Annotated in this window: 17 protein-coding genes; 7 read left to right on the top strand and 10 right to left on the bottom strand. The window is 72.2% G+C overall.

All coding sequences use genetic code 11. The features are described from left to right. Window positions 1-78 precede the first annotated feature (78 nt). The 3 genes from CW359_RS05620 to CW359_RS05610 all read right to left on the bottom strand — a co-directional run bounded on the left by CW359_RS05620 (window position 79) and on the right by CW359_RS05610 (window position 2,483). Window positions 79-435 carry a nucleotide pyrophosphohydrolase gene (locus CW359_RS05620; RefSeq protein ID WP_198655099.1) on the bottom strand — a complete coding sequence of 119 codons (357 nt, stop codon included), beginning with the start codon at window positions 433-435 and terminating at the stop codon, window positions 79-81. Next, window positions 432-1,550 carry a biotin transporter BioY gene (locus tag CW359_RS05615; protein WP_105968634.1) on the bottom strand — a complete coding sequence of 373 codons (1,119 nt, stop codon included), beginning with the start codon at window positions 1,548-1,550 and terminating at the stop codon, window positions 432-434. Before CW359_RS05615 ends, CW359_RS05620 begins: the two co-directional genes overlap by 4 nt. A gap of 543 nt (window positions 1,551-2,093) precedes the next feature. Continuing rightward, the gene (locus CW359_RS05610; RefSeq protein ID WP_105968633.1) at window positions 2,094-2,483 is read right to left on the bottom strand and encodes a cell division protein SepF; all 390 of its coding nucleotides are present in this window, start codon (window positions 2,481-2,483) and stop codon (window positions 2,094-2,096) included. A gap of 275 nt (window positions 2,484-2,758) precedes the next feature. Between CW359_RS05610 and CW359_RS05605 the strand changes: the two genes are divergently transcribed. Both CW359_RS05605 and CW359_RS05600 read left to right on the top strand, forming a co-directional pair. Continuing rightward, entirely contained in the window at window positions 2,759-6,967 is a 4,209-nt protein-coding gene (locus tag CW359_RS05605) for a bifunctional nitrate reductase/sulfite reductase flavoprotein subunit alpha (RefSeq protein ID WP_105968632.1), read from the top strand. A 210-nt stretch (window positions 6,968-7,177) separates the two neighbouring features. After that, complete coding sequence (locus tag CW359_RS05600) at window positions 7,178-8,872, top strand: hypothetical protein (RefSeq protein ID WP_105968631.1); 1,695 nt, start codon at window positions 7,178-7,180, stop codon at window positions 8,870-8,872. Window positions 8,873-8,906: 34 nt separating this feature from the next. Here CW359_RS05600 and CW359_RS05595 read toward each other — a convergent pair whose 3' ends face one another. Then, complete coding sequence (locus tag CW359_RS05595) at window positions 8,907-9,425, bottom strand: YceI family protein (protein WP_105968630.1); 519 nt, start codon at window positions 9,423-9,425, stop codon at window positions 8,907-8,909. Between the two features lie 151 nt (window positions 9,426-9,576). Between CW359_RS05595 and CW359_RS05590 the strand changes: the two genes are divergently transcribed. Further along, window positions 9,577-10,074: a MarR family winged helix-turn-helix transcriptional regulator gene (locus CW359_RS05590; RefSeq protein WP_105968629.1), complete on the top strand. Its 498-nt coding sequence runs from the start codon at window positions 9,577-9,579 to the stop codon at window positions 10,072-10,074. Window positions 10,075-10,096: 22 nt separating this feature from the next. Here the strand turns inward: CW359_RS05590 and CW359_RS05585 are convergent, their stop codons facing one another. Both CW359_RS05585 and CW359_RS05580 read right to left on the bottom strand, forming a co-directional pair. Further along, window positions 10,097-10,816: a sigma-70 family RNA polymerase sigma factor gene (locus CW359_RS05585; RefSeq protein WP_408647454.1), complete on the bottom strand. Its 720-nt coding sequence runs from the start codon at window positions 10,814-10,816 to the stop codon at window positions 10,097-10,099. 227 nt (window positions 10,817-11,043) lie between these two features. Then, entirely contained in the window at window positions 11,044-11,709 is a 666-nt protein-coding gene (locus CW359_RS05580; RefSeq protein ID WP_105968628.1) for a hypothetical protein, read from the bottom strand. 155 nt (window positions 11,710-11,864) lie between these two features. Between CW359_RS05580 and CW359_RS05575 the strand changes: the two genes are divergently transcribed. Both CW359_RS05575 and CW359_RS05570 read left to right on the top strand, forming a co-directional pair. After that, window positions 11,865-13,133: a DUF418 domain-containing protein gene (locus tag CW359_RS05575; RefSeq protein ID WP_105968627.1), complete on the top strand. Its 1,269-nt coding sequence runs from the start codon at window positions 11,865-11,867 to the stop codon at window positions 13,131-13,133. A 90-nt stretch (window positions 13,134-13,223) separates the two neighbouring features. Then, on the top strand, window positions 13,224-14,168 hold the full coding sequence (locus tag CW359_RS05570) for a TIGR01777 family oxidoreductase (RefSeq protein WP_105968626.1): 945 nt from the start codon (window positions 13,224-13,226) through the stop codon (window positions 14,166-14,168). Between the two features lie 44 nt (window positions 14,169-14,212). Here CW359_RS05570 and CW359_RS05565 read toward each other — a convergent pair whose 3' ends face one another. Further along, window positions 14,213-14,893, bottom strand: a complete 681-nt coding sequence (locus CW359_RS05565; protein WP_105968625.1) for a TetR/AcrR family transcriptional regulator — start codon at window positions 14,891-14,893, stop codon at window positions 14,213-14,215. A gap of 216 nt (window positions 14,894-15,109) precedes the next feature. On the opposite strand from CW359_RS05565, the gene CW359_RS05560 reads away from it, so the two are divergent. Together CW359_RS05560 and CW359_RS05555 are read left to right on the top strand one after the other, a co-directional pair. Then, window positions 15,110-15,871, top strand: coding sequence for an SDR family NAD(P)-dependent oxidoreductase (locus tag CW359_RS05560; protein WP_105968624.1), 762 nt, complete (start codon window positions 15,110-15,112; stop codon window positions 15,869-15,871). A 96-nt stretch (window positions 15,872-15,967) separates the two neighbouring features. Continuing rightward, a complete protein-coding gene (locus CW359_RS05555) occupies window positions 15,968-17,362 on the top strand; it encodes an alpha/beta hydrolase (RefSeq protein WP_105968887.1) in 1,395 nt (464 codons plus the stop codon). 197 nt (window positions 17,363-17,559) lie between these two features. Here CW359_RS05555 and CW359_RS05545 read toward each other — a convergent pair whose 3' ends face one another. The 3 genes from CW359_RS05545 to CW359_RS05535 are packed head-to-tail and all read right to left on the bottom strand — an operon-like array spanning window position 17,560 to window position 25,741. Continuing rightward, complete coding sequence (locus CW359_RS05545; protein WP_105968622.1) at window positions 17,560-18,462, bottom strand: hypothetical protein; 903 nt, start codon at window positions 18,460-18,462, stop codon at window positions 17,560-17,562. Between the two features lie 2 nt (window positions 18,463-18,464). Next, entirely contained in the window at window positions 18,465-20,231 is a 1,767-nt protein-coding gene (locus tag CW359_RS05540) for a diflavin oxidoreductase (protein WP_232838237.1), read from the bottom strand. Continuing rightward, on the bottom strand, window positions 20,228-25,741 hold the full coding sequence (locus tag CW359_RS05535) for a glutamate synthase-related protein (protein ID WP_105968621.1): 5,514 nt from the start codon (window positions 25,739-25,741) through the stop codon (window positions 20,228-20,230). The genes CW359_RS05540 and CW359_RS05535 overlap by 4 nt, the downstream gene beginning before the upstream one ends. Between the last annotated feature and the right edge of the window lie 38 nt (window positions 25,742-25,779).

The following is a 25,779-nucleotide window of genomic DNA, read 5'->3' as shown; positions in this document are numbered from 1 at the left end:
GGGACGAAAAGCCAGAGGAAGGCGGAAATCTGCGGACAACAAATTGAGAACAGAGCATATTTTGACTGCGGAGAGTAACTATTTTGCCGGGAACCTCCGTTCGTTGCGATCGATCTTCGCGTCGAGGGCGGTGAGCGGGTCGATGCCGAGCACCTCACACAGCTGGAGAAGGTAGGCGAATACGTCGGCGACCTCGTCCGTCACGCGGTGGGCGGTGTCCGGGTCGTCCATCACGCGCGCCGACTGCTCGGGCGTCAACCACTGGAAGATCTCGACCAGTTCGGACGCCTCCACGCTGAGCGCGGTGGCGAGGTTCTTGGGGGTGTGGAAGGGCTGCCAGTTCCGTGCCGCCGCGAACTCGGCCAGCCTGTGCTGGAGTTGCGCCACGTCCAGATCCCGCTGCTGCTGCCGCTCGGGTTGTTCCTGATCAGTCACGGCTTCAGGTGTACCACCGTCACCCCGGCCGCCCCTTCCGCCCAGGACGCGTCGCTCACCGCCCCGAGCAGCCGGATGTGCCCGCGCTCGCACATGCGTACCGCCAACTCCAGGAGCCGCGCGCGCTGTGCGGGGTCCAGGGCGCGGTCGAAACCGTCGGCCAGGACCGTGAGCGTCTGGAGGGCGTCGGGCACCTCGCCGGGCCGGTCGACGGTCAGGACCCCGGGACCGGTCAGCAGCACCAGCGCCAGGCCCGCATACCTCAACTCGCCGTCGCCCAGCCTGCCGAAGTGGGTGAGCAGGCCGTCACCCCGGTCGAGTACGGCCCTGAGGCGGCCGTCGGCGATCCGATCGGCGCGTACGTCCGTGACCGGGCCCGCGCAGCCCTCGCGGACGGCGGCGGTCAACAGCCCGTGGCGGATGGCGCATTCGGCGCCGGTGCGCCAGAGGACCTCGGCGAGGTTGTCGCAACCGGGCAGCAGACGCCCGCTGTTCACCGGCACGGCGGCGCGCATCCGGTCGGGCCGCGGGTCGCAGGCGAACACCGACCGCAGCGCGACGACCATCTGCTCGGCGGCGGCGATGACCCGCCGCTCTCCGTCCGTCCGGCCTGCCACGCGCAGCGGCAGCAGCGCCGTACCGAGCCGGTCGTGCGGCATCGAGGCACGGGTGACCGACTCCGTTCCGCCGGTGTACCAGGCGGCCTGGACGAAGGGGCGACGGGGATCACGCAACGCCGTCTCCAGCAGAACCTGCCCGCCGGCACTCAACCGCTCGCCCACGACGCACAGTTCGGGCTCGGCCTGAACGGCGACGTCGAGCCGCACGGGCCCCTCGGGACCGTCCGCCGTACAACCGATTCGAAACCCGCGCCGCCGCTGGGCATCGGGCCGGGCACGTTCCGGAACACAGGCACCCGGATCCGGAAACGCCTCACCGACGGGGACGCCGGAGCCGAGCCGGGCGAGCGACTCGTACGCCCGAAGCACGCTCGTCTTGCCGCTACCACTGGGCCCGGCCAGAAGCGTGAACCGCCCAAGGGGTAACGCGACCCGCCGATGCCCGGCATAGGCCGACAACCGCAACTCGACAAGACTCGCCCGCCGAGGACGCACCGCCGCCTGCGCCGGAGCAACCGGGGAGCCTGCGGAGCGCGCAGCCGACACGGAGCCCCTGGCGCCCGTGGAGGGCGCGGAGCGCGGGGAAGGCACGGAGTCCGGGGAGCCTGCGGAAGTCTCGGAAGCCGATGAAGGCACGGAGCCCCGAGAGCCCTGGGAGGGCACGGTGGCCTGGGAGGGCACGGAGGCCGGAGCGTCCGTGAAGCCACCGGAGCCCTCGGAGCCCGCAGTGCCCTCGGAGCCCGCAGAAGGCACGGAGGGCCCGGAGCCCGCGGAGGCCAGTGAGCCTGCAGAGCCCTCTGCACCCGGCGAGCCCCCGCCAGGCCCAGCGCCGGCAACAAGCCCGGCACCCGAGTCGCCCGCAGGCCCCATCCCCGCCGAGCCCGTTTGGTCCAGTCGATCCAGTCGATCCAGTCGATCCAGTTGATCCAGTCGCAGTCTCATATCCGGACCGTAGGGCTCCGCCTGGCGGACGAACCGTTCCGCCCGGCGCGCCTTCCCACGAACGGGGTACCGGCCGGACCCGACGTGAGACCCGTCTCAGTGTCCGGGCACCCCCGCACCCCCCATGAGCCCCCCGACCTCCGTGCCGGGCGGCGTGAGAAGGAACACGTTCCGGTCGACGCGGTGCATTCCGCTCGCCAGGCCGAAGACGACGCCCGTGCTGAAATCGAGGACCCGTTTGGCGGTGTCCGTCTCCGCGCCGGTCAGGTCCAGGAGGACCGGGATGCCGGCCATCAGGGTCTCCGCCACTTCTCTCGCGTCCGCGAAGACGTTCACTCGCAGGACGACGAAACGGCGCCTGGCCTCGGTCTCCGCCTCGGGTATCGACCGGTGGCCGACCGCGGACGGCCAGGCGTCCCGGCCTCTCAGCGGTACGACCTGGGCGAGCCCCTCCCACTGTTCGTCGGTGACATCGTGGCCGTTCATCGATCCACTCCGCCCTGGCTCGCACTGGCTGTCTGCATCAGCCAATTCTTACGCATGGTCACCCGATCGGCCCAATACGACACACTCAGCGACCCCCTTAGTGAGAAGAATCCGAACACCCATACGTACCTCACAGCACTGACAGTCCGGCTGTGCAGCGGGCGTAACCGCTCATGATCGGATCGTGTGACATCGACGTAACGGGCAATTCGTACGCTCCTGAGTGACAGGCCCGGCATGGCGAGGGAACACCGCAAGGCGGCGAAAGGCAGCACGTGACCACGACCCCCACGACGACGCAGGTGCGGACCGTGTGCTCGTACTGCGGGGTGGGCTGCGGAATCGTGCTGGACGTCGGGCTCGGGCCCGACGGCCGGCGTACGGTCTTCAAGGCGTCCGGCGACAAGGCGCACCCCGCGAACGGCGGGCGGCTGTGCACCAAGGGCGCCACCACCGCCGACATGCTCAGCGCGCCCGGCCGGCTGACCACCGCGCTGGTCCGGGACGGCTCCGACGACCGGGGCGAGGAGCTGGTGCCCGCGCCCGTCGCGGACGCCATCGCGGAGACCGCGCGGCGGCTGCGCGCGATCGTCGACGAGCACGGGCCGGACGCCGTCGCCTTCTATGTCTCCGGACAGATGGGGCTTGAGGCCCAGTACCTGGCGAACAAACTCGCCAAGGGCTTCGTGGGGACCAACCAGATCGAGTCCAACTCGCGGCTGTGCATGGCCAGCGCGGGCACCGGCTACAAGCTGTCGCTCGGCGCCGACGGGCCGCCCGGTTCGTACGACGACTTCGACCGCGCCGACGCCTTCCTCGTCATCGGGTCGAACATGGCCGACTGCCATCCGATCCTGTATCTGCGGATGATGGACCGGGTGAAGGCGGGGGCCAAGCTCATCGTCGTCGATCCGCGGCGCACCGCCACCGCCGCGAAGGCCGATCTCTTCCTGCAGATCAAGCCCGGGACCGATCTCGCCTTCCTCAACGGTCTGCTCCACCTGCTGCACGCGAGCGGGCACACCGACCAGGAGTTCATCGACGCCCACACCGAGGGCTGGGAGGCCATGCCCGGCTTCCTCGCCGACTATCCGCCGGACGCCGTCTCCGCCATCACCGGCATTCCCGAGGACGACATCCGGGAGGCGGCCCGCATCCTCGGGGAAGCCAGTGCGTCCGGCGAGTGGATGAGCTGCTGGACCATGGGGCTCAACCAGTCCACCCACGGCACCTGGAACACGAACGCCCTGGTCAACCTGCATCTCGCCACCGGCGCGATCTGCCGGCCCGGCAGCGGGCCCTTCTCCCTCACCGGGCAGCCCAACGCCATGGGCGGGCGTGAGATGGGGTACATGGGGCCGGGGCTGCCGGGGCAGCGGTCGGTGCTGGTGGACGAGGAGCGGGCGTTCGTCGAGGAGCTGTGGGAGCTGCCCGCCGGCACGCTCCGCAAGGACGGCGCCGGGCACGGCACGATCGAGATGTTCCGGCGGATGGCCGACGGCCACATCAAGGCCTGCTGGATCATCTGCACCAACCCGGTCGCCTCGGTCGCCAACCGCCGTACCGTCATCGAGGGCCTGGAGGCCGCCGAGTTCGTCGTCACCCAGGACGTGTTCGCCGAGACCGAGACCAACGCGTACGCCGATGTCGTCCTGCCCGGCGCGATGTGGACCGAGGCCGAGGGCGTCCTCGTCAACAGCGAGCGCAGCCTCACCCTCGCCCAGGCCGCCGTCGACCCGCCCGGCGACGCCATGGCCGACTGGCGGATCATCGCGGCCGTCGCCCGCGCGATGGGGTTCGAGGGGTTCGACTACGAGAGCGCCGAGGACGTCTTCGAGGAGCTGAAGCGGGCCTGGAACCCGAAGACGGGGTGGGATCTCCGGGGGGTCACCTACGAGCGGTTGCGGGAGACTCCCGTGCAGTGGCCGGCCGCCTCGGTGGACGGGCCCGCCCGTAATCCCATCCGCTACAAGGGAGCCGGCGACGGCGAGCTGCGGTTCCCCACCGCCAGTGGACGCGGGATCTTCTATCCCCGGCCGCATCTGCCCGCCGCCGAACTCCCCGACGACGACTTCCCGTTCGTCCTCAACACCGGGCGTGTGCAGCACCAGTGGCACACCCTGACCAAGACGGGCCGGGTCGCCAAGCTCAACAAGCTGAACTCCGGGCCGTTCGTCGAGGTCCACCCCGACGACGCGCGGGAGTTGGGGGTCGTGGACGGCGACTCGGTCGAGGTCGCCTCGCGGCGCGGACGGGCCGTGCTGCCCGCGGTCGTCACGGACCGGGTGCGGCCGGGCTGCGTGTTCGCGCCCTTCCACTGGAACGACCTCTTCGGTGAGTACCTGAGCATCAACGCGGTGACGAGCGACGCCGTCGATCCGCTGTCCCTGCAGCCGGAGTTCAAGGTCTGCGCGGTGTCCCTGGTCAAGGTGCACCGCCCCGAGGCCGGGGTACGCCACCCCGAAGTCCCCGAGCCGGTAAGCCCGCAAGCCCGTTCCCAACCGCACGACCAACCCCAAGTGCACGTCCAAGTTCCGGTCACGGTACCGGAGTTGGCGTTCACACCCGCTCCCCCGCCCGTCCTCAGCGCCCAGGAACGCCAGTATCTGTCGGGCTTCCTGGCCGGGCTGCCCTCCGGCGCCGTGGGCATTCCGGTGCTGCCCGCCTCCGCTCCCTTCAGCGCCGAGCACGCCGACTGGGTGAACGGGATGCTCGCCGGCATGTACTCCCGGGCCGTGGAAGCGCCTCCACAGCAACAGACGGGTGTCGCCGTCGAGTTGGCAGGGCGCGAGGTCGTCGTGCTGTGGGCCTCCCAGACCGGCAACGCCGAGGAACTGGCGGGCGCGACCGCCGAGCGGCTCAACGCCGGCGGCCACCGGGCGAGGCTCGTCGGGATGGACGAGGCCGACGTGGCCGCCCTCGCGCGCGACGCCGATCTCCTCTTCATCACCAGCACGTTCGGCGACGGCGACGCCCCCGACAACGGCTCCGGCCTCTGGGACACGCTCTCCGGCGAGCAGGCGCCACGGCTGGACGGCGTGCGGTACGCCGTCCTCGCCCTGGGCGACTCCTCGTACGACGACTTCTGCGGGCACGGACGCCGACTGGACGCGCGGCTCGACGAGTTGGGGGCGGTACGGATCGCGCCCCGCACCGACTGCGAGCCCGACTTCGAGCCGTCGGCCGACGCCTGGCTCGACCAGGTGCTCGACGGGCTGGACAGCGAGGACGCCGTTGACAACGGGGACCCCGAGGGCACGCGGGGCACACAGGACACGAAGACGGACGGTACGGGCGGCACGGCGACCCAAGCGCCCGCCCCAGCGCCCGCCCCCGCTCCGGCTCCGGCTCCCGTCATCCGGTCCGCCAAGCCCGCCCCCTCCCCCGCCCGGCTCGTCGGCAACCGGCTGCTCAGTCTCGCCGGTGCGACCAAGGAGGTCCGCCGGTTCACCTTCGACACGAGCGGTACGGGACTGGCGTACGAAGCCGGTGACGCGCTCGGGGTGCGGCCGGTCAACTCCGCTTCCCTGGTTGACGAATGGCTCGCCGTGACCGGACTGGATGCGTCAACCGGCGTGACCGTGGACGGAGTCGGCGACTTCCCGCTCTCCGACGCGCTGCACGGGCAGCTCGACATCACCCGCATCACCCCCGACCTGCTCCGCTTCGTCTCCGAACGGGCCCGGGACAACCGGGAGTTGAAGAAGCTGATGCGGTCCGACAACAAGGACGGGCTGGCCCGCTGGTCCTGGGGTCGGCAGGCCGTCGACGTGGTCGCCGAGTACGGGGTGCGGGCGTCCGCGCAGGAGTGGGTGAGTGTGCTGCGGCGGCTCCAGCCACGCCTGTACTCCATATCGTCGAGCCCGCTCGTCGACCCGGCGCGGGTCTCGCTGACGGTGTCCGTGGTGCGGTACGAGAATCTGCACGGCGTACCGCGCGGCGGAGTCTGCTCGCCCTTCCTCGCCGACGCCGGGCCGGACACGGCGGTGCCCGTCTTCGTGCAGCGCTCCCCGCACTTCCGGCCCCCGGCGGACGCCTCGACGCCGATGGTGATGATCGGACCGGGGACCGGGGTGGCGCCGTTCGTCGGGTTCCTGGAGGAGCGGCGGGCGCTCGGGCACCCGGCGCCGAACTGGCTGTTCTTCGGCGAGCAGCACCGCGCCACCGACTTCTACTACGCCGACGAGCTGGCCGAGTTGGTGGCCGAGGGCACGCTCTCCCGTCTGGACACCGCGTTCTCCCGCGACCAGCGCAACAAGGTGTACGTCCAGGACCGGATGCGCGAGCACGGGCCCGAGCTGTGGCACTGGCTCCAGGAGGGCGCCCACTTCTACGTCTGCGGCGACGCCTCCCGGATGGCCAAGGACGTGGACCGGGCGCTGCGGGACATCGCGGTGGCGCACGGCGGGCTGGGCGAGGACGAGGCGGGGGTGTACGTGAAGCAGCTGGCGGCGGCGAAGCGCTACGTACGCGATGTCTACTGAACCACCCGAGCCGCGAGCCGTACCGATAGGCGACCAATCACCATAATTGGCCGCTGTCAGACATTCTTACCGGCCTCACACCGGACCCTTCACCTCCACCCGCACGCGGCACACCGGGCACGATTACGTTCCACTGTCGTGCACTTGGCAGAAACAGCGCCTGACACCACGGCGAAGAACACGGCGAAGAGCGTCCCCCGCCCGTCCTGGGTGGCCGTGCCGGAGGCCGACGTCCCGGCGCAGTGGCATCGTGTGCTGACGCTGCTCGCGGCCGTCAGTCTGTTCATCGGTACGCGCGCGGTGTGGACGCAGGCCGCCAGTCACCGGCTGCCCGTCGCCGCCGTCATCTCGCTCTGCTATCTGTCGATCCTGGTCAGCGGGGTGCTGGCGCTGACCGTGCGCAGGACGCGTTCGCTCGCCCGGCTCGACCTGTGCGTCCTGGTCACGGCCATGACGCTGACCCTGTGCACCTTCGCCCTGAACCACGCAGGCGGCGACGAGGGCGTCCTCACCGCGCAGGCCGCCCGGGAACTGGTCGCCGGGCACCCGGTGTACGGGCAGCCCTGGCCGTGGCTCTTCCAGCACAACCCCGACGTCGCCCTCACCCCCACGATGAACGGCGGCTACGACCTCACGTACGGCTACCCGCCCCTCGCCCTGCTGCTGACCGCGCCGCTGCTGTGGCTCGGGCACGGCGCGCTGGCCGCGACGGCGGTGACGACCGGGGCACTGCTGGTCGGCGCGGTGACCCTGTGGCGGCTGCTGCCGGTGCCGTGGCGGTCGGCGGCGACCATGGCGTGCCTGGGCTTCGGCTTCCTGCCGAGCTACGCGCGGCTCGGCTACCCGGCGATCCTCGGGCTCGTGCTGCTCGTCCCGGTGGTGGTGAACTGGCCCCGGATCGGCGCGGGCGGACGGCTCGGGTGGGGCGGGCTCGCGCGGGCGGCCTGTCTGGGCGCGGCCTGCGCGGCGCAGCAACTGCCGTGGTTCCTGGTGCCGTTCCTGCTGGCCGGGATCTACGCCGTGCGCCGGGGCGAGCTGGGCGGCAGGGCCGCCGCCGGGGTGGTGCTGCGCGTCGCGGGCACAGCGGTCACCGTATGGCTGCTGATCAACACGTACTTCGCGGTGAGCGAGCCGCGCACCTGGGCGGCCGGGGTCGCGCTGCCGCTGACGCAGAACGCGACGATCCACGGGCAGGGGCTGGTGGGGCTGGCCCTCTACTACACCGACGGCAGTGACCGGCTGGCCTGGTACTCGCACGCGAGCGTGCTGCTGACCGGGGCGCTGCTGGGGCTGCTCGTCCTGTTCGTGCGGCGGCTGGGTCCGGCGGCGACGGTGCTGCCGTGGTGCGCCTTCTTCCTGGCGACGCGTTCGCAGGACGGCTACTACCTGCTGATGACGCCGTTGTGGCTGGCGGCGGCGATCACGACGCCCGCCGCGTCCTTCGCCGGGGCCTGGCAGCCCCGGCCGCGCTTCCTGTCGGGCCCGCGCAGGCGCCCCGCGCTGGTCGCGACGGCCGCGCTGCTCCTCGTACCGGCGCTGGCCAGTGCGGCCGTGGCGGCGACGGGGTCGGCGCCGTTGCGGATGCGGGTGACGGGGGTGCGTACGGCCGGGCCGGCCGCCGTGTCGGAGCTGGACGTCAGGGTGACGAACTCGGACGGCGGTGCCCTCTCGCCCCACTTCACGCTCACCACCGGGCAGGGCATGAGCCGCTGGTGGAAGGTGGTCCGGGGGCCCGCCACGGTCGCCGGACACACGACCGTCGTCTACCGGCTCCGGCCGCCGGGGCCGGTGTTCCATGTGCCGGGCCGCCCGGGGACCCGGATCCGGCTGCGGGTCTTCACGGCGGCGCCGGACACCCTGTCGAGCATGGACGTCCGGCTGCCGGGCGAGCGGGCGTCGGGTTAGCGCTCAAGCCGTCCCCGTACGGTCAGGTCGACACTCAGGCCGTCTTCGTACGGACGAACGCGAGTGTCGCGCTGACCGTCGCGAGGCCCTTCATCATGCCCAGCTGGTTCCAGCCCATGCCGAACTGCTCGCGGTCCACGGTGAACTCCGTGTCCAGGGCGACGGCGTCGGCGTTCGCCTTGGTGAGGCGGGCCGTGAGGGTGACCGGGCGGCTGATGCCGCGCACGGTCAGCTGGCCGTTGACGTGGACGGTCTCGCCGTCGCGGAGTTCGGCGCCGCGCACCGCGAAGGTGATCTCGGGGTGGTTCTCGGCGTCGAAGAAGTCGGCGCCGTGCAGGTGCTTGTCCCGCTTGGCGTGCTTGGTGTCCAGGGAGGCGGCGTCCAGGCTCACAGTGCCGGTGGCGGAGCCGTCGGGCAGGACCTCGCCACCGCCGTCGGTGACGGCGAAGGTGCCCTTCACGGTGACCAGGCCCCACATCGTCTTGTGACTGACGGCGACGCTGGTCGCGGTCTTGTCGAGCTGCCACAGGCCGGTTTCCACGGCAACGGTCATGAGTGTCTCCACGTGCGAAGGGGGTGAGAGGGCGTGCTGGTGGCCGACGGCCGGTCATCCAAATTTGGATGACGTGTGATGTCACGCTAGCCCGTAATCCAAATCTGAACAACCCCTCGTGCAAAATTGGACAACCGGTAGGATCGAGACCATGGCCGACCCCGCTGAGCACGCCCCCGACCTGCCCCAATGTCCCGCCGCGAGCGAGAACGGGCTGCTCCCGGCCGAGCTACGCGCCTGGATGGTCCTGCTGGCCACCACCGGGGGCATCGAGCAGCGGCTCGGGCCCGTCCTCAAGGAGACGCTCGGGGTCTCGCACGACGAGTTCCTCGTCCTGAGCCTGCTGGCCAACCGGCCCGACGGCGGGCTGCGGATGACGAGGATCGCGGAGCTGCTGGGCCGCCCCAAGACCAGGCTCACGTACCAGATCGCCTGTCTCCAGCACGCCGGGCTCGTCACCCGGCGCGCGGTCTGCGGCGACAAGCGGGGGGTGGAGGTGGCCCTCACCGAGAAGGGCCGCCGGGCGTTCGTGGAGGCCTCGCCGGCCCTGGTCGAGTCGGTGACCTCGGGGCTCGCGGGGATCCGCCCCGAGGAGCGCGAGGTGATGTGCGGGCTGCTGCCGGAGGTGGCGGGCGAGGAGAAGGCGTGAGCCGCCCGCCGCGCCCGCACCGTCAGGCGGCGAGAACCGCCGGCTCGGGGTCCGACCCGGCCCGCGACACCGCGCCCGGCTTCAGCACCGCCGCCATTGCCGCTTCCACTTCCGCTTCCGCATCGGCACGGGGACCGGCATCGGCCCCGGTCTCGGCCTCGTTGAGCAGGTCGACGAGGGTCGCCCTGGCCCGGGCCACGCGCGAACGCACGGTCCCGATGGGGCAGTCGCTGACCTCGGCGGCCTCCGCGTAGGGCAGCCCCATCAGCTGGGTGAGGACGAACGCCTCGCGCCGCTCGTCGGGCAGCGCGGCCAGCAGGTCGAGGAGCGCGACCCCGTCGTCGAAGCCGGGCAGCCCGCGCGGCTGGGCCAGTTCGGCGGTGAGCCGCCAGTCCTCGGTGTCGCTCAGCCGGGGCCGGGCGGCGGCGTGCCGGAAGCTGTCGATCACCGCGCGGCGCGCGATGGCCATCAGCCAGGAGCGGGCCGAGGAGCGCCCCTCGAAGCGGTGCAGACTGCCGAGCGCCCGCAGGAAGGTGTCCTGGGCGAGGTCGTCGGCGGCCTGCGGATCGGCGGAGAGATGGGCGACGTACCGCACCACGTCGCGGTGCAGGGCGCCGACGAAACGCTCGACGGCCACCGGGTCGCCGCCACGGGCGTCCAGCGCCCAGGCGGTTATCGACTCGTCCAGCGGACGGGCCGACGCGGTCGGGAGGGTGGGGGCGGGCAGTACAGGAGTGATCACCTGGTGTCCTTCTCGGATCATCCGGAGTCCGGCAGGGCGACGCCCCCGCGAACCGCGCCATCGCACGGGAAGCCGTGCGGTACGCGGGACGTGCGGGCACGCCGGTACCGGCAGAGGGAGGACGGCCGTACGCGTGAACGGGTACGACCGGGGCCCGAAGCACCCGCGCGCGGGGCCGACATGCAGTGCGTCGGCGCTACCGGGGGCGGCTCGGGGAACCAGCTGTCTCAGGCGACAGCGATCCGAGTCGGCGGGCCCCGGGAGGTGATGACGTGGACGAGCGGGAGAAGGCGCGGTGCCCGGTCAGAGTGGCCGCGTCGGGGTCGGAGGCGGGGCCGGTCCGGGGTCGCGGGGCGGGCGAGTGCGAGGCGCAGTGGCGCGACCAGTCGGCCGGCCACCGACCGCAGGATGCGGAACGCGGCCCGTTCGCCGTACGCCAGCCACAGTCCGCACAGCAGTGCGGCGAGCGTGTGGGCGGCGAGCATGCCGTACGAGGTGGACAGGAACGAGGAGGACAGGAACTCCGTGTCGTGGCCGCCGTGGGCCATGTGCCCCATGGTCGCGGCCATGCTCATGCCGGTGTCCGTGCCGGCGTGGGCCATGTCCATGGAGTCCGTCGCCGTGCCGGCCGAACCGGTGGCGCCGCGCGTCAGCGAGAACGCCGAGTGGAGCGCGCCCTGGGTGACGACCACGACGCCCACGACGAGCGGGAGTCCGCGTTCGCGACCGGCCAGGCACCAGCCCGCGCCGCCCGTGACCACGGTCCCCGCGAGCAGTGTCCGCCAGTCGACGGAGGAGCCGGACATGAGCACGTGACCGAGGGCGGCGAGCAGCACGCACACGGCCGCGAACACCGCGGCCCGCAGCGTGCGTACACCCAAGTCGGCAGTCATGACGGCGCTCATCCTCCCATCCGGCACTCGCCCGTCAGTGGTGGGTACGTAAATTACTGATCAACCGTTCGGCGGGGTAGCCCCGGCCATTCGGCGGGGGTCCGCGGGACGTTCGGCGGATACCTCGCCGACCAGCGGGTTTCCAGGCTGGAGGCATGTCGCAGAACGCTTCTCCGCCGGATTTCGCCCCCAGTACTCAGATCGAACCCACAGTTCCTGTCAGCCCCGCCGGTACGGGCCCCGCACCGGCCGTCCGGCTGGTCGGCGTGGACCTCGCACGCGGCCTGGCCGTCTTCGGGATGTACGCCGCGCACGTCGGCCCGGACCCCGCCGCGGGCGGTCCGACCGGCCATGTCATGGAACTCTTCCACGGCCGTTCCTCCGCGCTCTTCGCCTTCCTCGCGGGCTTCTCGATCATCCTGATGACCGGCCGCCGGACCCCGAAGACGGGCCGCGAGGGCCGTCAGGCGGTGGCCAAGGTCCTGATCCGGGCGGTACTGCTGCTCGCCCTGGGCACCTGGCTGACGTCGACCGGCACCCCGGTGGAGGTCATCCTCGCCTTCTACGGCCTCTGCTTCGTCCTGGTCCTGCCCTTCCACCGCCTGCGCGCCGGCCGACTGGCAGCCGTGGCGGCCGGTACGGCACTGCTCCTGCCCCAACTCCTCTACGTGATCCAGCGGTCGATCGACGACGGCGACGGCGGCAACGGCGGCGGCTGGGCGGAGACGTTCACGCGCCACGACCCGCTCGCGCGGATCAGCGACGGCGGCGGCTTCCTGGAACTGCTGTTCACCGGCAGCTACCCGGCCCTGACCTGGGTCCCGTTCGTCCTGGCGGGCATGGCGGTGGCCCGCCTGGACCTCGCCGCACCGGCCGTACGCCGCCGCCTCGCCGCCACCGGCTGCGCGCTCGCCGTGCTCGGTTACGGCGGCTCCTGGCTGGCCCTGCACTTCGTCCCCGGGGTCGCCGGTGCCCTCGCGGCGGGCGGCGAGGAGTACGGCTCAGGTTCGGTCATGTCGGCCTGGTGGTCGGACACCGCCGGCTACCCGACCGGGGACTCGGCGGCCTGGCTGTGGGTGGCCTCGCCGCACAGCGAGACGACGCTGTCCGTCGTGGGCAGCACCGGGGTCGCGATGGCGGTGCTCGCCGCCTGCATGATCGCCGTCGACACGCTGCCCCGCTTCCGGCGCCTGGCGGGTCCGGTGGTCGCGGTCGGCACGATGTCCCTGACGGCGTACGTCCTCCACGTGGCCGGCGTCCGGGCCCTCGGCATCGAGGAACTCCCCGGCTCCCCGCTGCCCGTGCTGTTCGCCTTCATCGCGGCGGTGACGGTCTTCGCCGTGGTCTGGTCGCGGTTCTTCGGGCGGGGCCCGCTGGAGCGGCTGATGGGGGACGCGACGAGGATCGCCGGGCGGCTGAAGTAGCCCGAGCATTTTGAACGCGTTCAAATACTTGCGCTAGGCTCACGGTACGGACCCGGAGGGGACCCGCGTCCCGAACCCCAGGGGGGAGCCATGAAGGTAGTCATACCCGGCGGAACCGGCCAGGTGGGCGCGATCCTGAACCGCGCGCTGACCGGCGCCGGTCACGAGGTCACCGTCCTGACCCGGCGCCCCGCGCGCGCGGGCGAGGTCGGCTGGGACGGCGAGACCCTGGGCGACTGGGTGAAGGAGATCGACGGCAGCGACGTCGTGATCAACCTGGCGGGCCGCAGCGTCAGCTGCCGCTACACCCCGGCCAACCTGCGGGCGATGATGGACTCGCGGGTGCACTCCGCCAGGGTCGTCGGCGAGGCGATCGCGGGCGCCGCGCGGCCTCCGCGCCTCTGGCTGCAGATGAGCACGGCGACCGTCTACGCCCACCGCTTCGACGCCCCCAACGACGAGGCGACCGGCGTCGTCGGCGGCGCCGAGCCGGGCGTACCGGACTACTGGGCGTACAGCGTGGAGATCGCCAAGGCCTGGGAACGGGCCCAGGAGCAGGCCTCGACGCCCGCGACCCGCAAGGTGGCCCTGCGAACCGCGATGGTGATGAGCCCGGACCGCGGCGGAGTCCTGGACGTCCTGCTGCGCCTGGCCCGCCTGGGCCTGGGCGGCCCGGTCGCGGGCGGCGCGCAGTACGTGTCCTGGATCCACGACCAGGACTTCGTACGCGCGATCGACTTCCTGACCACCCGGGAGAACCTGACCGGCCCGGTGAACCTGGCGTCTCCGGACCCGGTCCCGCAGCGCGAGTTCATGCGAGCACTACGAGGGGCGTGGGGCGTCCCGCTGGGCCTCCCCGCGACACGCTGGATGGCGGAACTGGGCGCCTTCGCACTCCGCTCGGACACGGAACTCCTGCTGAAGAGCCGCCGGGTGGTCCCTGGACGCCTCCTCGACGCGGGCTTCGCTTTCGAGCACGGGGAGTGGACGGGGGCAGCGGTGGAGCTTGTGGGGCGGGTGCGGGGTAGGGAGTGAGGGGCGAGGAGCCGGTGCGGACGGCGAAAGCGCAACGCCAAGCCCTACGCCAACCCCTCCTCCACCACAGCGAGCGCCGACCGGAGACTCGCCGACAACCCGCACCCGGCCCCCGATCCCGCCCCCGCATCCCCCTGCCAAGCGTCCCGCTCCGCCGCCGCCCGAAGCGCCGCGTTCAGCATCGCTGCCTGGATCGCCGGGCGCAGGTCGTCCGGCGGGAGGCCCGCCCTGGTCGCCAGGGCCGTGGCGAAGGCCGGTTCTGCCTGGTCGTGGGACTGGAGCCAGACTGCTCGCAGGCCCGGTTCGGTGCGGGTCAGGCGCACCAGTTCGCGGGACTCCGGGATGCCGGGCAGGTCTGAGCGGCCGTCGGATTCCAGGGCCGGCGACAGGGCCGGTGACAGGGCCGGTGACAGGGCCTCCGCCAGGGATGTGCCCGGGGGCCAGTCCCGTAGGCAGGCGGCGATCTTGTCGATGCCTGCCGTGAGGAGCGGGGTGACGCAGCTCTCCTTGCTGGGGAAGTACCGCCACACCGTCCGCGAGGAGACGCCCACCGCCCGCCCGATCTGCTCCCCCGTCGTGGCCGTCACGCCCTGTGCGGCGAACAGTTCCACCGCGGCGCGGGCGATCTCCAGCCGGATCTCCGCCTTGCGCCGCTCGGTCAGTCGCGGCCGGCCCGTCCGGCCGGTCCCACCGCCGGGGGCTTCGGGTTCCCTGCCGTCCGGCACGAGCGACTCCTTGGTTGCGGTCGTCGGTGAAGGCCCGGTCCAGTCTAGTGATCGCGAGAAGGCGCCCAAGAAGACGCCTGGACTTTGTGTCTTTCAGTGACATTAAGTCGTACCGTGGGCACGCGACACCTCGTCGCACCTGGTTACACCTCGCAACAGCCCGTCCCACCACGTACGACCACGTACGACCACGTACGACCACCCCTGGAGCACGTCATGACCACTGGACTCAACGGCCGCACCGTCATCGTCACCGGCGCCGGCTCAGGCATCGGCAAGGCCGCCGCGCTGGCCTTCGCGACGGAGGGCGCCCGTGTCGTGGTCGCCGATCTCAACGCCGACGGCGCCGCCACGACCGTCAAGGAGATCGGGGCGGCGGGCGGCGCGGCCGTGGCCGTCGTCGGCGACCTGAGCGAGCAGGCCGTCGTCGACCAGGTGGTCACCACCGCGCAGGAACGTTTCGGCGGGGTGGACGTGCTGGTGAACAACGCGGGGATCATGGACAGCATGTCGGCCGCAGGCGACGTGAGCGACGCGGAGTGGGAGCGCGTCATACGGATCAACCTGACCGCCCCGTTCCTGCTCACCCGCGCCGCCCTGCCGCACCTGCTCGCGTCGGGCAACGGCGCCGTCGTGAACACCGCCTCCGAGGCGGGCCTGCGCGGCAGCGCCGCCGGAGCCGCGTACACCGCCTCCAAGCACGGCATCGTGGGCCTGACCAAGTCCCTCGCCGTGACCTACCGGAACCAGGGCATCCGCGTCAACGCCATCGCCCCGGGCGGCACCCGGACGGGCATGACCCCGGAGATCGACCGGCAGGCGGCCGGGCCGACGGCACTCGCCCCTTACATGGGCAACATCGGCCGGGTGGCCGAGCCCGAGGAGCAGGCCGCCGCCATCGTGTTCCTCGCCTCGGACGCCGCCGGCAACATCAACGGCGTGGTCCTGGCCGTCGACAACGGCTGGTCGGCCGTCTGACGACAGACGTTCACCCGGCGGGCACACCCTGGTGCTTGAGACCTCAAGGGAATGGTGGAAGCTGATCTCGACCAACTCTCCCTGGAGGTACGTGAGATGACGAGCCGTCTGCCGCGTCGTACGGTGCTGGGCGGAATGATCGGCGGTGCGGCGCTGGCCTCGGCCGCGGTCGGCACGGGGGCCGGATCCGCGGTCGCCGCAGGCCGCGCACCGGGCGCCGGCACCGGACAGGGGACCGCCGGAACCCTCGCCCCCGAGCCCTATGTCCCCGTGGCCGTGGGCGCCGGGGGCGGGCCCGCCGGAACCGACCAGGTACACGTTCTCAAGGTCGGTCCCGACACCGCCCGTACCGTCCTCGTGCTGGTGCCCGGCTGGTTCGGCGCGGCGAACGACTTCCGGCTGCTCGCCCGTGACCTGGTCGCGGCCGTGCCCGGGCTCCAGGTGTGGGCCTTCGACCGGCGCGAGGAGAACCTCGCCGACCGGTCGGGGTTCACCGGCCCGGACCCCCTCACCTACTACCTGGACGGCCACTACCGCACCCAGGACCCGGCCGCCTCCCCCTACGCCGCGCACTGGGGCCTGCCCCGGACCCTCGCGGACATCCGGGCCGTCGTCCGCACGGCGGCCCGGGGCGGCCGACGCGTGGTGCTCGGCGGGCACTCCTGGGGCGCGACGACCGCGATGGCGTACGCGGCCTGGGACTTCGACGGCTGCCCCGGCTACCGCGACCTCGCCGCACTGGCCGTCATCGACGGCGGGGTGCTCGGCGCGTTCGACGGCACGGGCGACCCGGTCGCCGACTCACCGGAGCAGATCAAGGAGCGGCTCGCGGCCATCGACGCGGGCGGAGTCTTCGACCTGACCATGACCGGGGTGGGCCTTGGCAGCCGCCCGGAGAGCACCCAGATCTGGTACCAGCTCGCCGGCCACTACGCCCTGCACGACCCCGAGGGCCGCTCGGTCCTCCAGCCCCGCCTGCCCGAGTCGCTGAGCCTGCCCTACGCCGTCACCAACGCGGGCCTGCTGGGCGTCCTGGTCGACGCGAGCTTCGGCTGGCCGAACACCATCACCGTGCACTCAGGACACCTCGCCGAGACCGGGGACGTACGAGGCTGGGTCGACACCGGGATCACCCCGATCCGCCGGGTCGCGCAGGCGTACGCCGGTCCGGTGCCGGGTGTGTGGGAGTGGTACTGGCCGACCCGGCTCTCCGTCGACCTCGACGTCACGGACGCCTACACGGACTCCGCCCTGGCCCGCTCCCTGGACCTGCGCCTGCTGCACGCAGCCGGCCTCGACATCCCCCTGTACGCCTTCGGCACGAGCTACGCCAAGGGCACGGTGGAGGAGGCGGCCCGCAAGGTGGTCACCAACTCCCGCATCCCGCACGCCACTTACGAGACCGACGCAGGCATGAACCACCTGGACCCGATCTTCGCGGCCCCGGCCGCCAATTCCCTGACCCGCACACTGGCGGAGTTCTTGAGGTAGGTCGGGCGGACTAGGGTCTGTCCGGCGGATCAGGTCGGAGGATAGCTGCGGTGCCGAGAAAACGCAGGTGAGCGGGGCTTGGTGCGTCTGGCTGCAAGGCGGAGGAGGGCGTCGAAGCGGAGCTTCGGCAACCGACGACAACGCCGCAGACGGGCGTGCCAAGCCCCGCGTCTCCGACATGATCCGCCGGACAGACCCTAGGTGTCGGGCAGTGACTCGGCGAGGTGTTCCCACGCCTCGTACACGTCCTGCCCGACCATCCCGAACTGGGTGATCACCGCGACACACCGCCCGTCCTCGTCGTCCAACTCCAACGCCGAGGTCGGGCCGTGCGCGGCCAATGACCGCACCAGGTGACACTCCCGCACACCCGCGAGGTCAATCTCCACCGAACTCTCCGCGACCGCCGCGAACACCCGCCCGCCCACGGTCCGGTCGGTCACATGAACCCGCCCCGCACACGCCTGCATCGCCGCCGGCGCGAACACCGCGACCCCGATCGGCAGCCCGACCGAGCAGACATGGTCGAGCACCGCCGACAGGACGTCGACGTCGATCGGCCGGTGCTCACCCCGGTACCGGTCGAAGGCCCGGCGCCTGGCGACCCCGCCGTCCACCAGCATCGCGTCGAGCTGCGCGAGCTGGTCGCCCTTCTCCCATGCCGGGACCTCGGGGACCGTGGCCCGCGGTTCGGCGGCCAGTGATCCGGCGTCGACCGTCGGCGTCAGCCCGGCCAGCAGCCGGTCCCCGTCGGAGAGCAGCCGCCCCTGGTGCACGGTCCGCCCCGCCGCGTCGAGCAGCCGTACCACGACCGCGTCGGTGTCCCCCTCCCGCACGACCACCGCCGTGTCCACGCCGGCACCGTCCAGCCGCAGCGCGATCGAGCCCGGCCGGACGGCGAACGCGTCGCCGCGCAGGCTCGGGACGGCGTAGCTGCCGGCCTGGTCGATCCGTGCGACCGGGCCGCCGGTGACGGCTTGGACGTACTGGAAGAGGGTCAGGCACCGCGCCAGCTCCGGCATGCGCGGGTCGATCAGCCGGACACGGCTGTTACGCCGGCCGCAGCACCCGTCGAAGCCGCAGCCTTCGTGGTCGGTCATCCTCAGTACACGTCCCGTACGTAGCGCTTGGCCCGCCGCAGGTCGGCCAGGTACTCCGCCGCGTCGTCGTCCCCGCGCCCGCGCTGCTCGGCGATGACACCGAGGAGCGCCGCCTCGACGTCCTTCGCCATCCGGGAGGCGTCGCCGCAGACGTAGAGGTGCGCGCCGTCCTCCAGCCACGCGTACAGCTCGCGCGAGCGCTCCCGCATCCGGGTCTGGACGTACACCTTCTCGGCCTGGTCGCGCGAGAACGCCAGGTCGAGTTCGGTGAGCACGCCGCGCTGCCGCAGCTCGGTCAGCTCGTCCTCGTACACGAAGTCGGTCTCGCGGTGCTGGTCGCCGAAGAACAGCCAGTTGCGCCCGGCGGCGCCCCGCGCGGCCCGCTCGTGCAGGAAGCCGCGGAAGGGCGCGATGCCCGTGCCGGGGCCGATCATGACCATCGGGGCGTCGTCGTCGGCCGGGACGCCGAAGGAGGCGTTCGGCTGGAGGTAGACGCCGACGGCCGCGTCCTCGGCGACCCGGTCGGCGAGATACGTCGAGGCGACGCCCTCGTACCGGCCGCCGTACCGGACGGACGCGACGGTCAGGTGGACGCTGCCCGGGTGGGCGAGCGGGCTCGACGCGATCGAGTACTGGCGGGCCTGCAACGGCCGTAGGAGGGGGAGGAGTTCGGCGAGGCCGGGGGCGGCCGGACCGGCGTCCTTGAGCAGGTCGAGCACGTCCCGGCCCCAGAGCCAGGAGTCCAGGTCGGACCGGTCGCCGTGCGCGACGACCGAGGCCAGCTCACTGGTCGGCGCCCGCTCGACGAGGTCGGCGATCAGCTCCTTCGACGGCGTACGGATCTCCCGTTCCGTGCGCAGGAGTTGAGCCGTCTCCTCGTCGTCGGCCGCGCCCAGGTGCGCCAGGAGCGCGCCGACGAGCGCGGTGTCGTTCAGCGGCACGACGGCCAGCGCGTCGCCCGCCTCGTAGGTGATGCCGCTGTCGCCGAGGTCGAACTCGTAGTGGCGGATCTCCTTCGCGCTGCCGGGCGCCGACAGGAGCCGGTTCTCGGTGAGCCGGGAGGGGTAGGGCGTGCGCTTGTTCCAGGGGGAACGGGTGCGCGCGGGCGCCTGTTCCGCAGCCGCCTTCGCGCCCGTGGCCGTGCCGCTCGCGCCGGTCTCCGCGACGAGGCGCTCCAGGACCCCGGTGGTCCAGCCCGCCGCCGGCTCCTCGTAGTCCACGTCGCAGTCGACGCGGTCGTGCACCCGGCCCGCGCCGAGCTGCTCAAGGCGCGTGTCGATCAGTTTCGCGGCCTGGCAGAAGTCGTCGTAGCCGCGGTCGCCGAGGCCGAGGACCGCGAAGCGCAGGCTCTCCAGGCGGGGTGCGGTGTCGGACTGCAGTGCCTCCCAGAAGAGCCCGGCGTTGTCGGGCATCTCGCCCTCGCCGTACGTCGAGGTGACGACGAGGACGTGGGTCATCTCGGCGAGCTGCTCGGGCGTGACGGCGTCGAGCGCGGTGGCCCGCCCGCCGAGGCCACGCGCGCGGGCCCCGGCGACGACCTCGTCGGCGAGGAGTTCGGCGGTCCCGGTCTGGGTGCCGAACAGCACGTCGACGGTGGCCGCGGGCGCGTCACCGGCGGCGTCCTTCCGGCGTCCGGCCGCCGCTATCCCGGCGATGAACCCGGCGAGCCAGGACTCCTGCTGGGCGGAGAAGGGCGCGTCGGCCGGGATGAGGGACCCGCTCGGCGGCAGGTGCAGGGGCAGTTGCGGGGTCGGGGGCACGAGGCTCACGCGGTCACCGTCTCGGTCGGGGCCTGCGGGATACGGCGGCTCGCGATGTCGTCGAGCGCGGCCGTGGCCAGCAGCTCGTCGAACCGGGCGGCCCGCACGCGGCCGGCGTTCTTGGTGGTCTGGTGGACGATCCAGCCGTAGGTGCCGGGCGCGTCCACGCTCAGGTTGTTGCGCTGCTTGAGGGCGCGCTTGTAGTCGTCGAGGCGCTTGATGGCGATCAGCGTCGCCAGCTCGCCGTCGTCGAAGCGGTCCAGCGTGCCGCGCAGGTACTTCACGACCCGCTGCTTCACGAAGAAGTCCTCGGTGAGGACGAGATTCCGGACGGCCTCGGTGACCTTCGGGTCGTCGGGACCGGTCGCGCCCGGCACCCGCTGGAGCGCGAGATCCTGCGCGACACCGAGCACGGTGTACGACGACAGCAGCGAGAACATGTCGTCGCTGCCCTGGTCGCCGAAGGCCGGGGCCCGGCCGCCGAGGACGGTACGCCGGTCGCGGTAGTCGACCTTGAACGCGCGGAGCTTGTCCGTCGCGATGGAGGTCGCCAGCTCGTCGAGCAGCTCGTTCCGGGTCGCGGCGGCCAGGATCTCGGTGGAGTCCTGGTAGAGGAGCAGCGCGCGGGGCATCCCGCAGTACATGTGCTGCCGCTCGGTGTCCCAGTCGTGCAGCAGCCGGGCGGCCAGCTCGGAGCCGGTGGCCTCGACGTGCCAGGCCAGCAGCAGCCGTACGGCCTCCTCGTGGAAGGCGCCGCGCGCGGTGTCGGTCACCGGGAAGACGAGCAGCGAGTCGGCGCTCACCCGGTCGCGGAGGTCGCCGGAGGGGTCGTACTGGTAGAGGAACCCGCCGCTCATACCGTTGCCGAGGCCCTTGCCGAAGCCGCCGAGGTTGAGGACCGTACCGCCGGTCATGTACTCGCAGCCGAAGTCGCCGACGCCCTCGACGACCGCCGTCGAACCGGAGTTGCGCACGGCGAACCGGTCACCGGCCTCGCCCTGCACGAAGGTACGGCCGCCGGTCGCGCCGAACAGCGCGAAGTTGCCGATCAGCACATTGCCGCCGGGCTCGGGGCTGCCGCCGCCCGGGGCGCGGACGACGATCCGCCCGCCGCTCTGGCTCTTGCCGACGCCGTCGTTGGCGGTGCCGGTGTGTTCGAGGGTGATGCCGTCGTTGAGGAAGACGCCGTACGACTGCCCGGCGGAGCCGGTGGTGCGGACGGTCACCGCGCCGTCGACCAGCCGTCGGCGGCCCCGGTCGTCGCTGGTGACGGCCGGTACGTCGAGGGCTTCCCCGTGGTTGAGCAGGCGCTCGACGTCGATGCTCAGCTGTCCGCCGACCGACTTGTCGCTGTTGCCGAGGTGGATGCCCTCGACCAGCAGCGACGGCTCGCGCCGGTCGATCAGGGCCGCGCGGACACGCTCGATCAGGGCGTCGTCGGTGGTGAAGTCCTTCTCCAGGTACTCCGGGTCGGCCACGACCTTCTCGGGCACGTGTGCGAGGAGACGGCGGACGTCGAGGCGGCCGACGCTCGCCGGGTGGTCGAGGAGCTGCAGCAGGGCCGTACGCCCGCGTGCCTCGCGCAGGGAGCGCAGGCCGAGCCGGGCGAGGATCTGGCGGACGTCGTGGGCGATGTTGAGGAGGTACTGGGCGAGTGCGCGCGGGTCGCCCTCGAAGGCCTCGGAGTTGGTGGTGAGGCCTGCGGGACACTTCACGTTGCAGTTCTTCGCCATGACGCAGCCGAGCATCATGAGGGCGGTCGTGCCGAACTCGAAGCTGTCGCCGCCGAGGAGCGCCGAGGTGACGACGTCGCCGCCGGTCTGGTGCGCGCCGGAGCAGCGCAGGACGACCTTCTGGCGGAGCCCGTTGGCGACGAGCGCCTGGTGGACCTCGGCTACGCCGATCTCCGCCGAACGCCCGGCGTACTTGAGGCTGGTGACGGCCGCTGCGCCCGTACCGCCGGTGTTCCCGGCGACGTTGATGACGTCCGCACCGGCCTTGGCGACCCCGACGGCGATGGTGCCGATGCCCTCCGAGGAGACCAGCTTGACGATCACCCGTACCCGGGCGGCCTTGCAGTCGTGGATGAGCTGGGCGAGGTCCTCGATGGAGTACGTGTCGTGGTGCGGGGGCGGTGAGATCAGCTCGATGCCGGGGGTGCCGCCACGGGCCGCCGCGATGTCGACCGTCACCTTCGGCGCGGGCAGCTGGCCGCCCTCGCCGGGCTTGGCGCCCTGCCCGATCTTGATCTCCAGCTCTTGGAGCATCGGGTCGGCGAGGTAGCCCGCCCAGATGCCGAACCGGCCGGACGCGAACTGCTTGATCCGGGAGCCCCGGATGGTGCCGTACCGGGTGTGGTGTTCGCCGCCCTCGCCGCTGTTCGACATCGCGCCGACCATGTTGGTGCCGTGCGCGACGGCCTCGTGCGCGGTCGCCACGAGCGCGCCGTGGCTCATCGCGCCGGAGGCGAGGGAGCGGGTGATCTCGTGGGCGGGCTGGACCTCGTCGAGCGGGACGCTGTCGGGGGCGCCTTCGAGGAGGGTCAGGAGGTGGGCTGCGGTGCCGGTGGCGGCGACCTCGATGCCGTCGGCGCCGACGGCGAGGGTGGTGACCTCGCCGAGGTGTGCGAGCCCTGCGGCGAGGGCCGCGTGGCGCTCGGCGGCCTCGGGGCCCGGGGAGGTGAGGCGGAGGTGGACGGTGCCCTGTTCGGTGACGGACGCGACCACGCCACGAACCGTGACGCTCGCGTTGCCGGTCGCCGAGAAGCGGCCCAGCTCGCGGGCGAAGTCCTCGGGGGTACGCAGGCCGGTGAGGTCGGCGGGCAGCGCGAGCACGTCACGCAGGGCGGCCGGGCGGCGGGACCGCTCCTCGTGGGTGGTCCGGAGGAAGGCGCGGTAGCCGGGGGTGATCCGGAACGCGTCGATCTCGGCGTCGCTGAGGGCGTCGTACCCGGTGTTGCGGTAGGCGGCGTCGGTGATGCCGAAGGCGTCGTCGAGCTGGCCGAGGGTGAGCAGGCGCAGGGCCTCCGGGTCGCCCTCGCGGCCGAACTCGGGGGCTTCCTCGACCATGTCGCCGAAGCCGCGTACGGCGGTGACGCCGAAGGAGTGCCCGGCGCCGTCCGACCGCTCCTTGAACAGGCCGAGCAGCGGGACCTGGCCCTCGGTCTCCACGGTCCGGGCCCGCTCGTGCCAGTCCGTCGCGGCCTGCGCGATCCGGGCGAAGCCGACGCCGCCGACCGGGGCGTCCATGTGCGGGAACGTGCGTGCGAAGACGTCGTCGCGGGTGTCGAGGTAGTTCGGCTCGAAGAACTCGCCGCCGATGTAGCTCTCGGCGGTGCACAGGCCGACCCGGCCCATGGTCTTGGCGAGGGACTTCTCGGCGGCCTTGCGGAACTTGGCGAGCGCCCGGTCGGTCTCGGTGATCTCACCGGCGGGGGCGGGCGCGCTGGGGAACTTCTCCTCGGCGCGCAGCCGGGCGCTGAGGCTGTAGACGGCGGAGGCGCCGAAGCCGAGCGCGGTCGCGACGTGGTGGGAGGAGGCGAGCTGGCCGCTCTCCGCGACGAGCGAGACGCGCAGCCGCAGCCCGGTCTCGATGAGCCGCTGGTTGACGGCGGCGACGGCGAGGATGACGGGCAGGGGCGCGCGGGTGGACGACACGGCCCGGTCGGTGAGGATGGCGATGCCACCGCCGCCGGAGGCGAACCGCTCGACGTCGTCGCAGAGCCGCTGGAGGGCGTCCCGGAGGGCGTCGGCGTTGGCGGTCTCGTCGCCGCTGACCGGGTCGTAGAGCATGGCGAACCGCTCCAGCGGCACGATCCGCTGGTCGCGCAGCCTGACCATGTCGAGGTGCCCGAGGACGGGCGAGGAGACGACGAGCTGGCGCTCGCTGGTGTCGCCGGTGCCGTCGGGCTTGGGGCCGAGGGCGACCCGCATGCTCATGCCGTCGGCCTCGCGGATGCTGTCCAGCGGCGGGTTGGTGACCTGGGCGAAGCGCTGCGAGAAGTACTTCGCCATGCCGCCCTCGGTGTCGCTGAGCGCGTTGATGGCGTTGCCGTAGCCCATGGCCGAGATCCGCTCGGACCCGGTGTTGAGCATCGGGTCGAGCATGAACCGGAAGCTCTCCTGGTTCAGCGCGTACGCCACGTACCGGCCCGCGAGGCTCAGGTCGCCGTCGTAGCCGAGGGTGGTGGTGCCCCGGTAGTAGTCGGGGGCGGGCAGGTCGTCGAGGTTCACCCGGGCCGCGTCGAGCAGTTCGCTGTACGGGCGGCGCGCGGCGAGGGCGTCGAGCACCTCGCGGGTGCGCAGCACGCTCCCGGTGCGGTGGTCGACGACGAGCATGCCGCCGGCCTCGATACGGCCCCGGTGCACGACCTCGTCGTCCGGGAAGGCGACCTGCCCGGCCTCGGAGGCCACCATCAGGTGCTCGGCGGTCTCGACGGTACGCAGGGGGCGCAGGCCGAGCCGGTCCAGGCGGGCGCCGACGACGTCGCCGTCGCTGAAGATGAGGGCGGCGGGCCCGTCGTTCTTCTCCTCGTAGAGGGAGAAGTACTCCAGCATGTCGCGCACGCCGTCGGGCAGCGTGCGGTCGTTCTCCCAGGCGGGCGGCATGAGGGACACGACGGCCTCGACGAGGTCGAGCCCGTCGTCGAAGACGCGGCTCTGGAGGGTCTGGTCGAGTCGGCTGGAGTCGGACTGCCCCGGCGGGCGCACGATGCTGCGCGTCCGGGCCCGCGCGAGGGCCTCGTCGGAGAGCCGGTTCTTGCGGTCCGTGTTCAGCTCGCCGTTGTGCGCCATGAGCCGGAAGGGCTGGGCCATGGTCGGGTGCGGCTCGGTGTTGGTGGAGAACCGGGTGTGGAAGTAGAGCGAGCGCACCGAGTGCCGGGGGTCGAGCAGGTCCCGGAAGTAGGGGATGACCTCGCCGGAGTTGAGCCGCCCCTTGAGCACCTGGGTCCGCGCGCTGAGCGACAGCGCGTACAGCCCGGCGTAGCTGCCCAGCTCGTCGGCGTAGGCGACGGCCTCGACGGCGAGCAGGGCACGGTTGGCGGCCGAGTCGACGTCCTGGCGCTGCCACGCCTCGGGCGCCCGGAAGACCCACTGCACGATGGGCAGCTGGTACTGCTCGGCGGCGGGCCTGGCGACGCCGTGGTCCACCGGTACGTCACGCACGAGCAGCAGCTCGAAGCCCTGCTCGGCGATGCTGCGGCCGACCAGGTCGACGGCGGCGTCCCGGCGGTCGGCGTCGGTCGGCACGAAGCAGTTGGCGACGCCGAAGTGCCCGGCGCGCAGTGCCTCACCGGTGATCGCGCCGAAGAACTCCACCGACAGGTCGACACTGACACCCGCCCCGTCACCGACACCCTCGGCGGACGCGCCGCCACGGTGCGGGATGGCACGGAGCGCCTCGTCACCCTTGCGGATGACATCGTGACTCGGCGTCCCGTCGAGCCGGGTGATGAAGCCGACGCCGCAGTCGCTGTGCTCGCGGGCAGGGTCGTACAGACCCAAGGTGGGCTGGTTCAAGTGCGGGTCCTCTGAGCGAATGCCGGGGCAGCGGACGG

The organism is Streptomyces geranii (genome assembly GCF_002954775.1).
Classification (GTDB): domain Bacteria; phylum Actinomycetota; class Actinomycetes; order Streptomycetales; family Streptomycetaceae; genus Streptomyces; species Streptomyces geranii.
Note: the sequence above shows the minus strand (reverse complement) of the source record. Positions and strands in the feature narration are given on the sequence as shown.

Excerpts from the sequence above, each read along its gene's own strand:
- CW359_RS05610 (WP_105968633.1), bottom strand. The coding sequence starts at position 2,483 with ATGAACGGCCACGATGTCACCGACGAACAGTGGGAGGGGCTCGCCCAG.
- CW359_RS05595 (WP_105968630.1), bottom strand. The coding sequence starts at position 9,425 with ATGACCGTTGCCGTGGAAACCGGCCTGTGGCAGCTCGACAAGACCGCG.
- CW359_RS05590 (WP_105968629.1), top strand. The coding sequence starts at position 9,577 with ATGGCCGACCCCGCTGAGCACGCCCCCGACCTGCCCCAATGTCCCGCC.
- CW359_RS05580 (WP_105968628.1), bottom strand. The coding sequence starts at position 11,709 with ATGACTGCCGACTTGGGTGTACGCACGCTGCGGGCCGCGGTGTTCGCG.
- CW359_RS05575 (WP_105968627.1), top strand. The coding sequence starts at position 11,865 with ATGTCGCAGAACGCTTCTCCGCCGGATTTCGCCCCCAGTACTCAGATC.
- CW359_RS05570 (WP_105968626.1), top strand. The coding sequence starts at position 13,224 with ATGAAGGTAGTCATACCCGGCGGAACCGGCCAGGTGGGCGCGATCCTG.
- CW359_RS05560 (WP_105968624.1), top strand. The coding sequence starts at position 15,110 with ATGACCACTGGACTCAACGGCCGCACCGTCATCGTCACCGGCGCCGGC.
- CW359_RS05555 (WP_105968887.1), top strand. The coding sequence starts at position 15,968 with ATGACGAGCCGTCTGCCGCGTCGTACGGTGCTGGGCGGAATGATCGGC.
- CW359_RS05545 (WP_105968622.1), bottom strand. The coding sequence starts at position 18,462 with ATGACCGACCACGAAGGCTGCGGCTTCGACGGGTGCTGCGGCCGGCGT.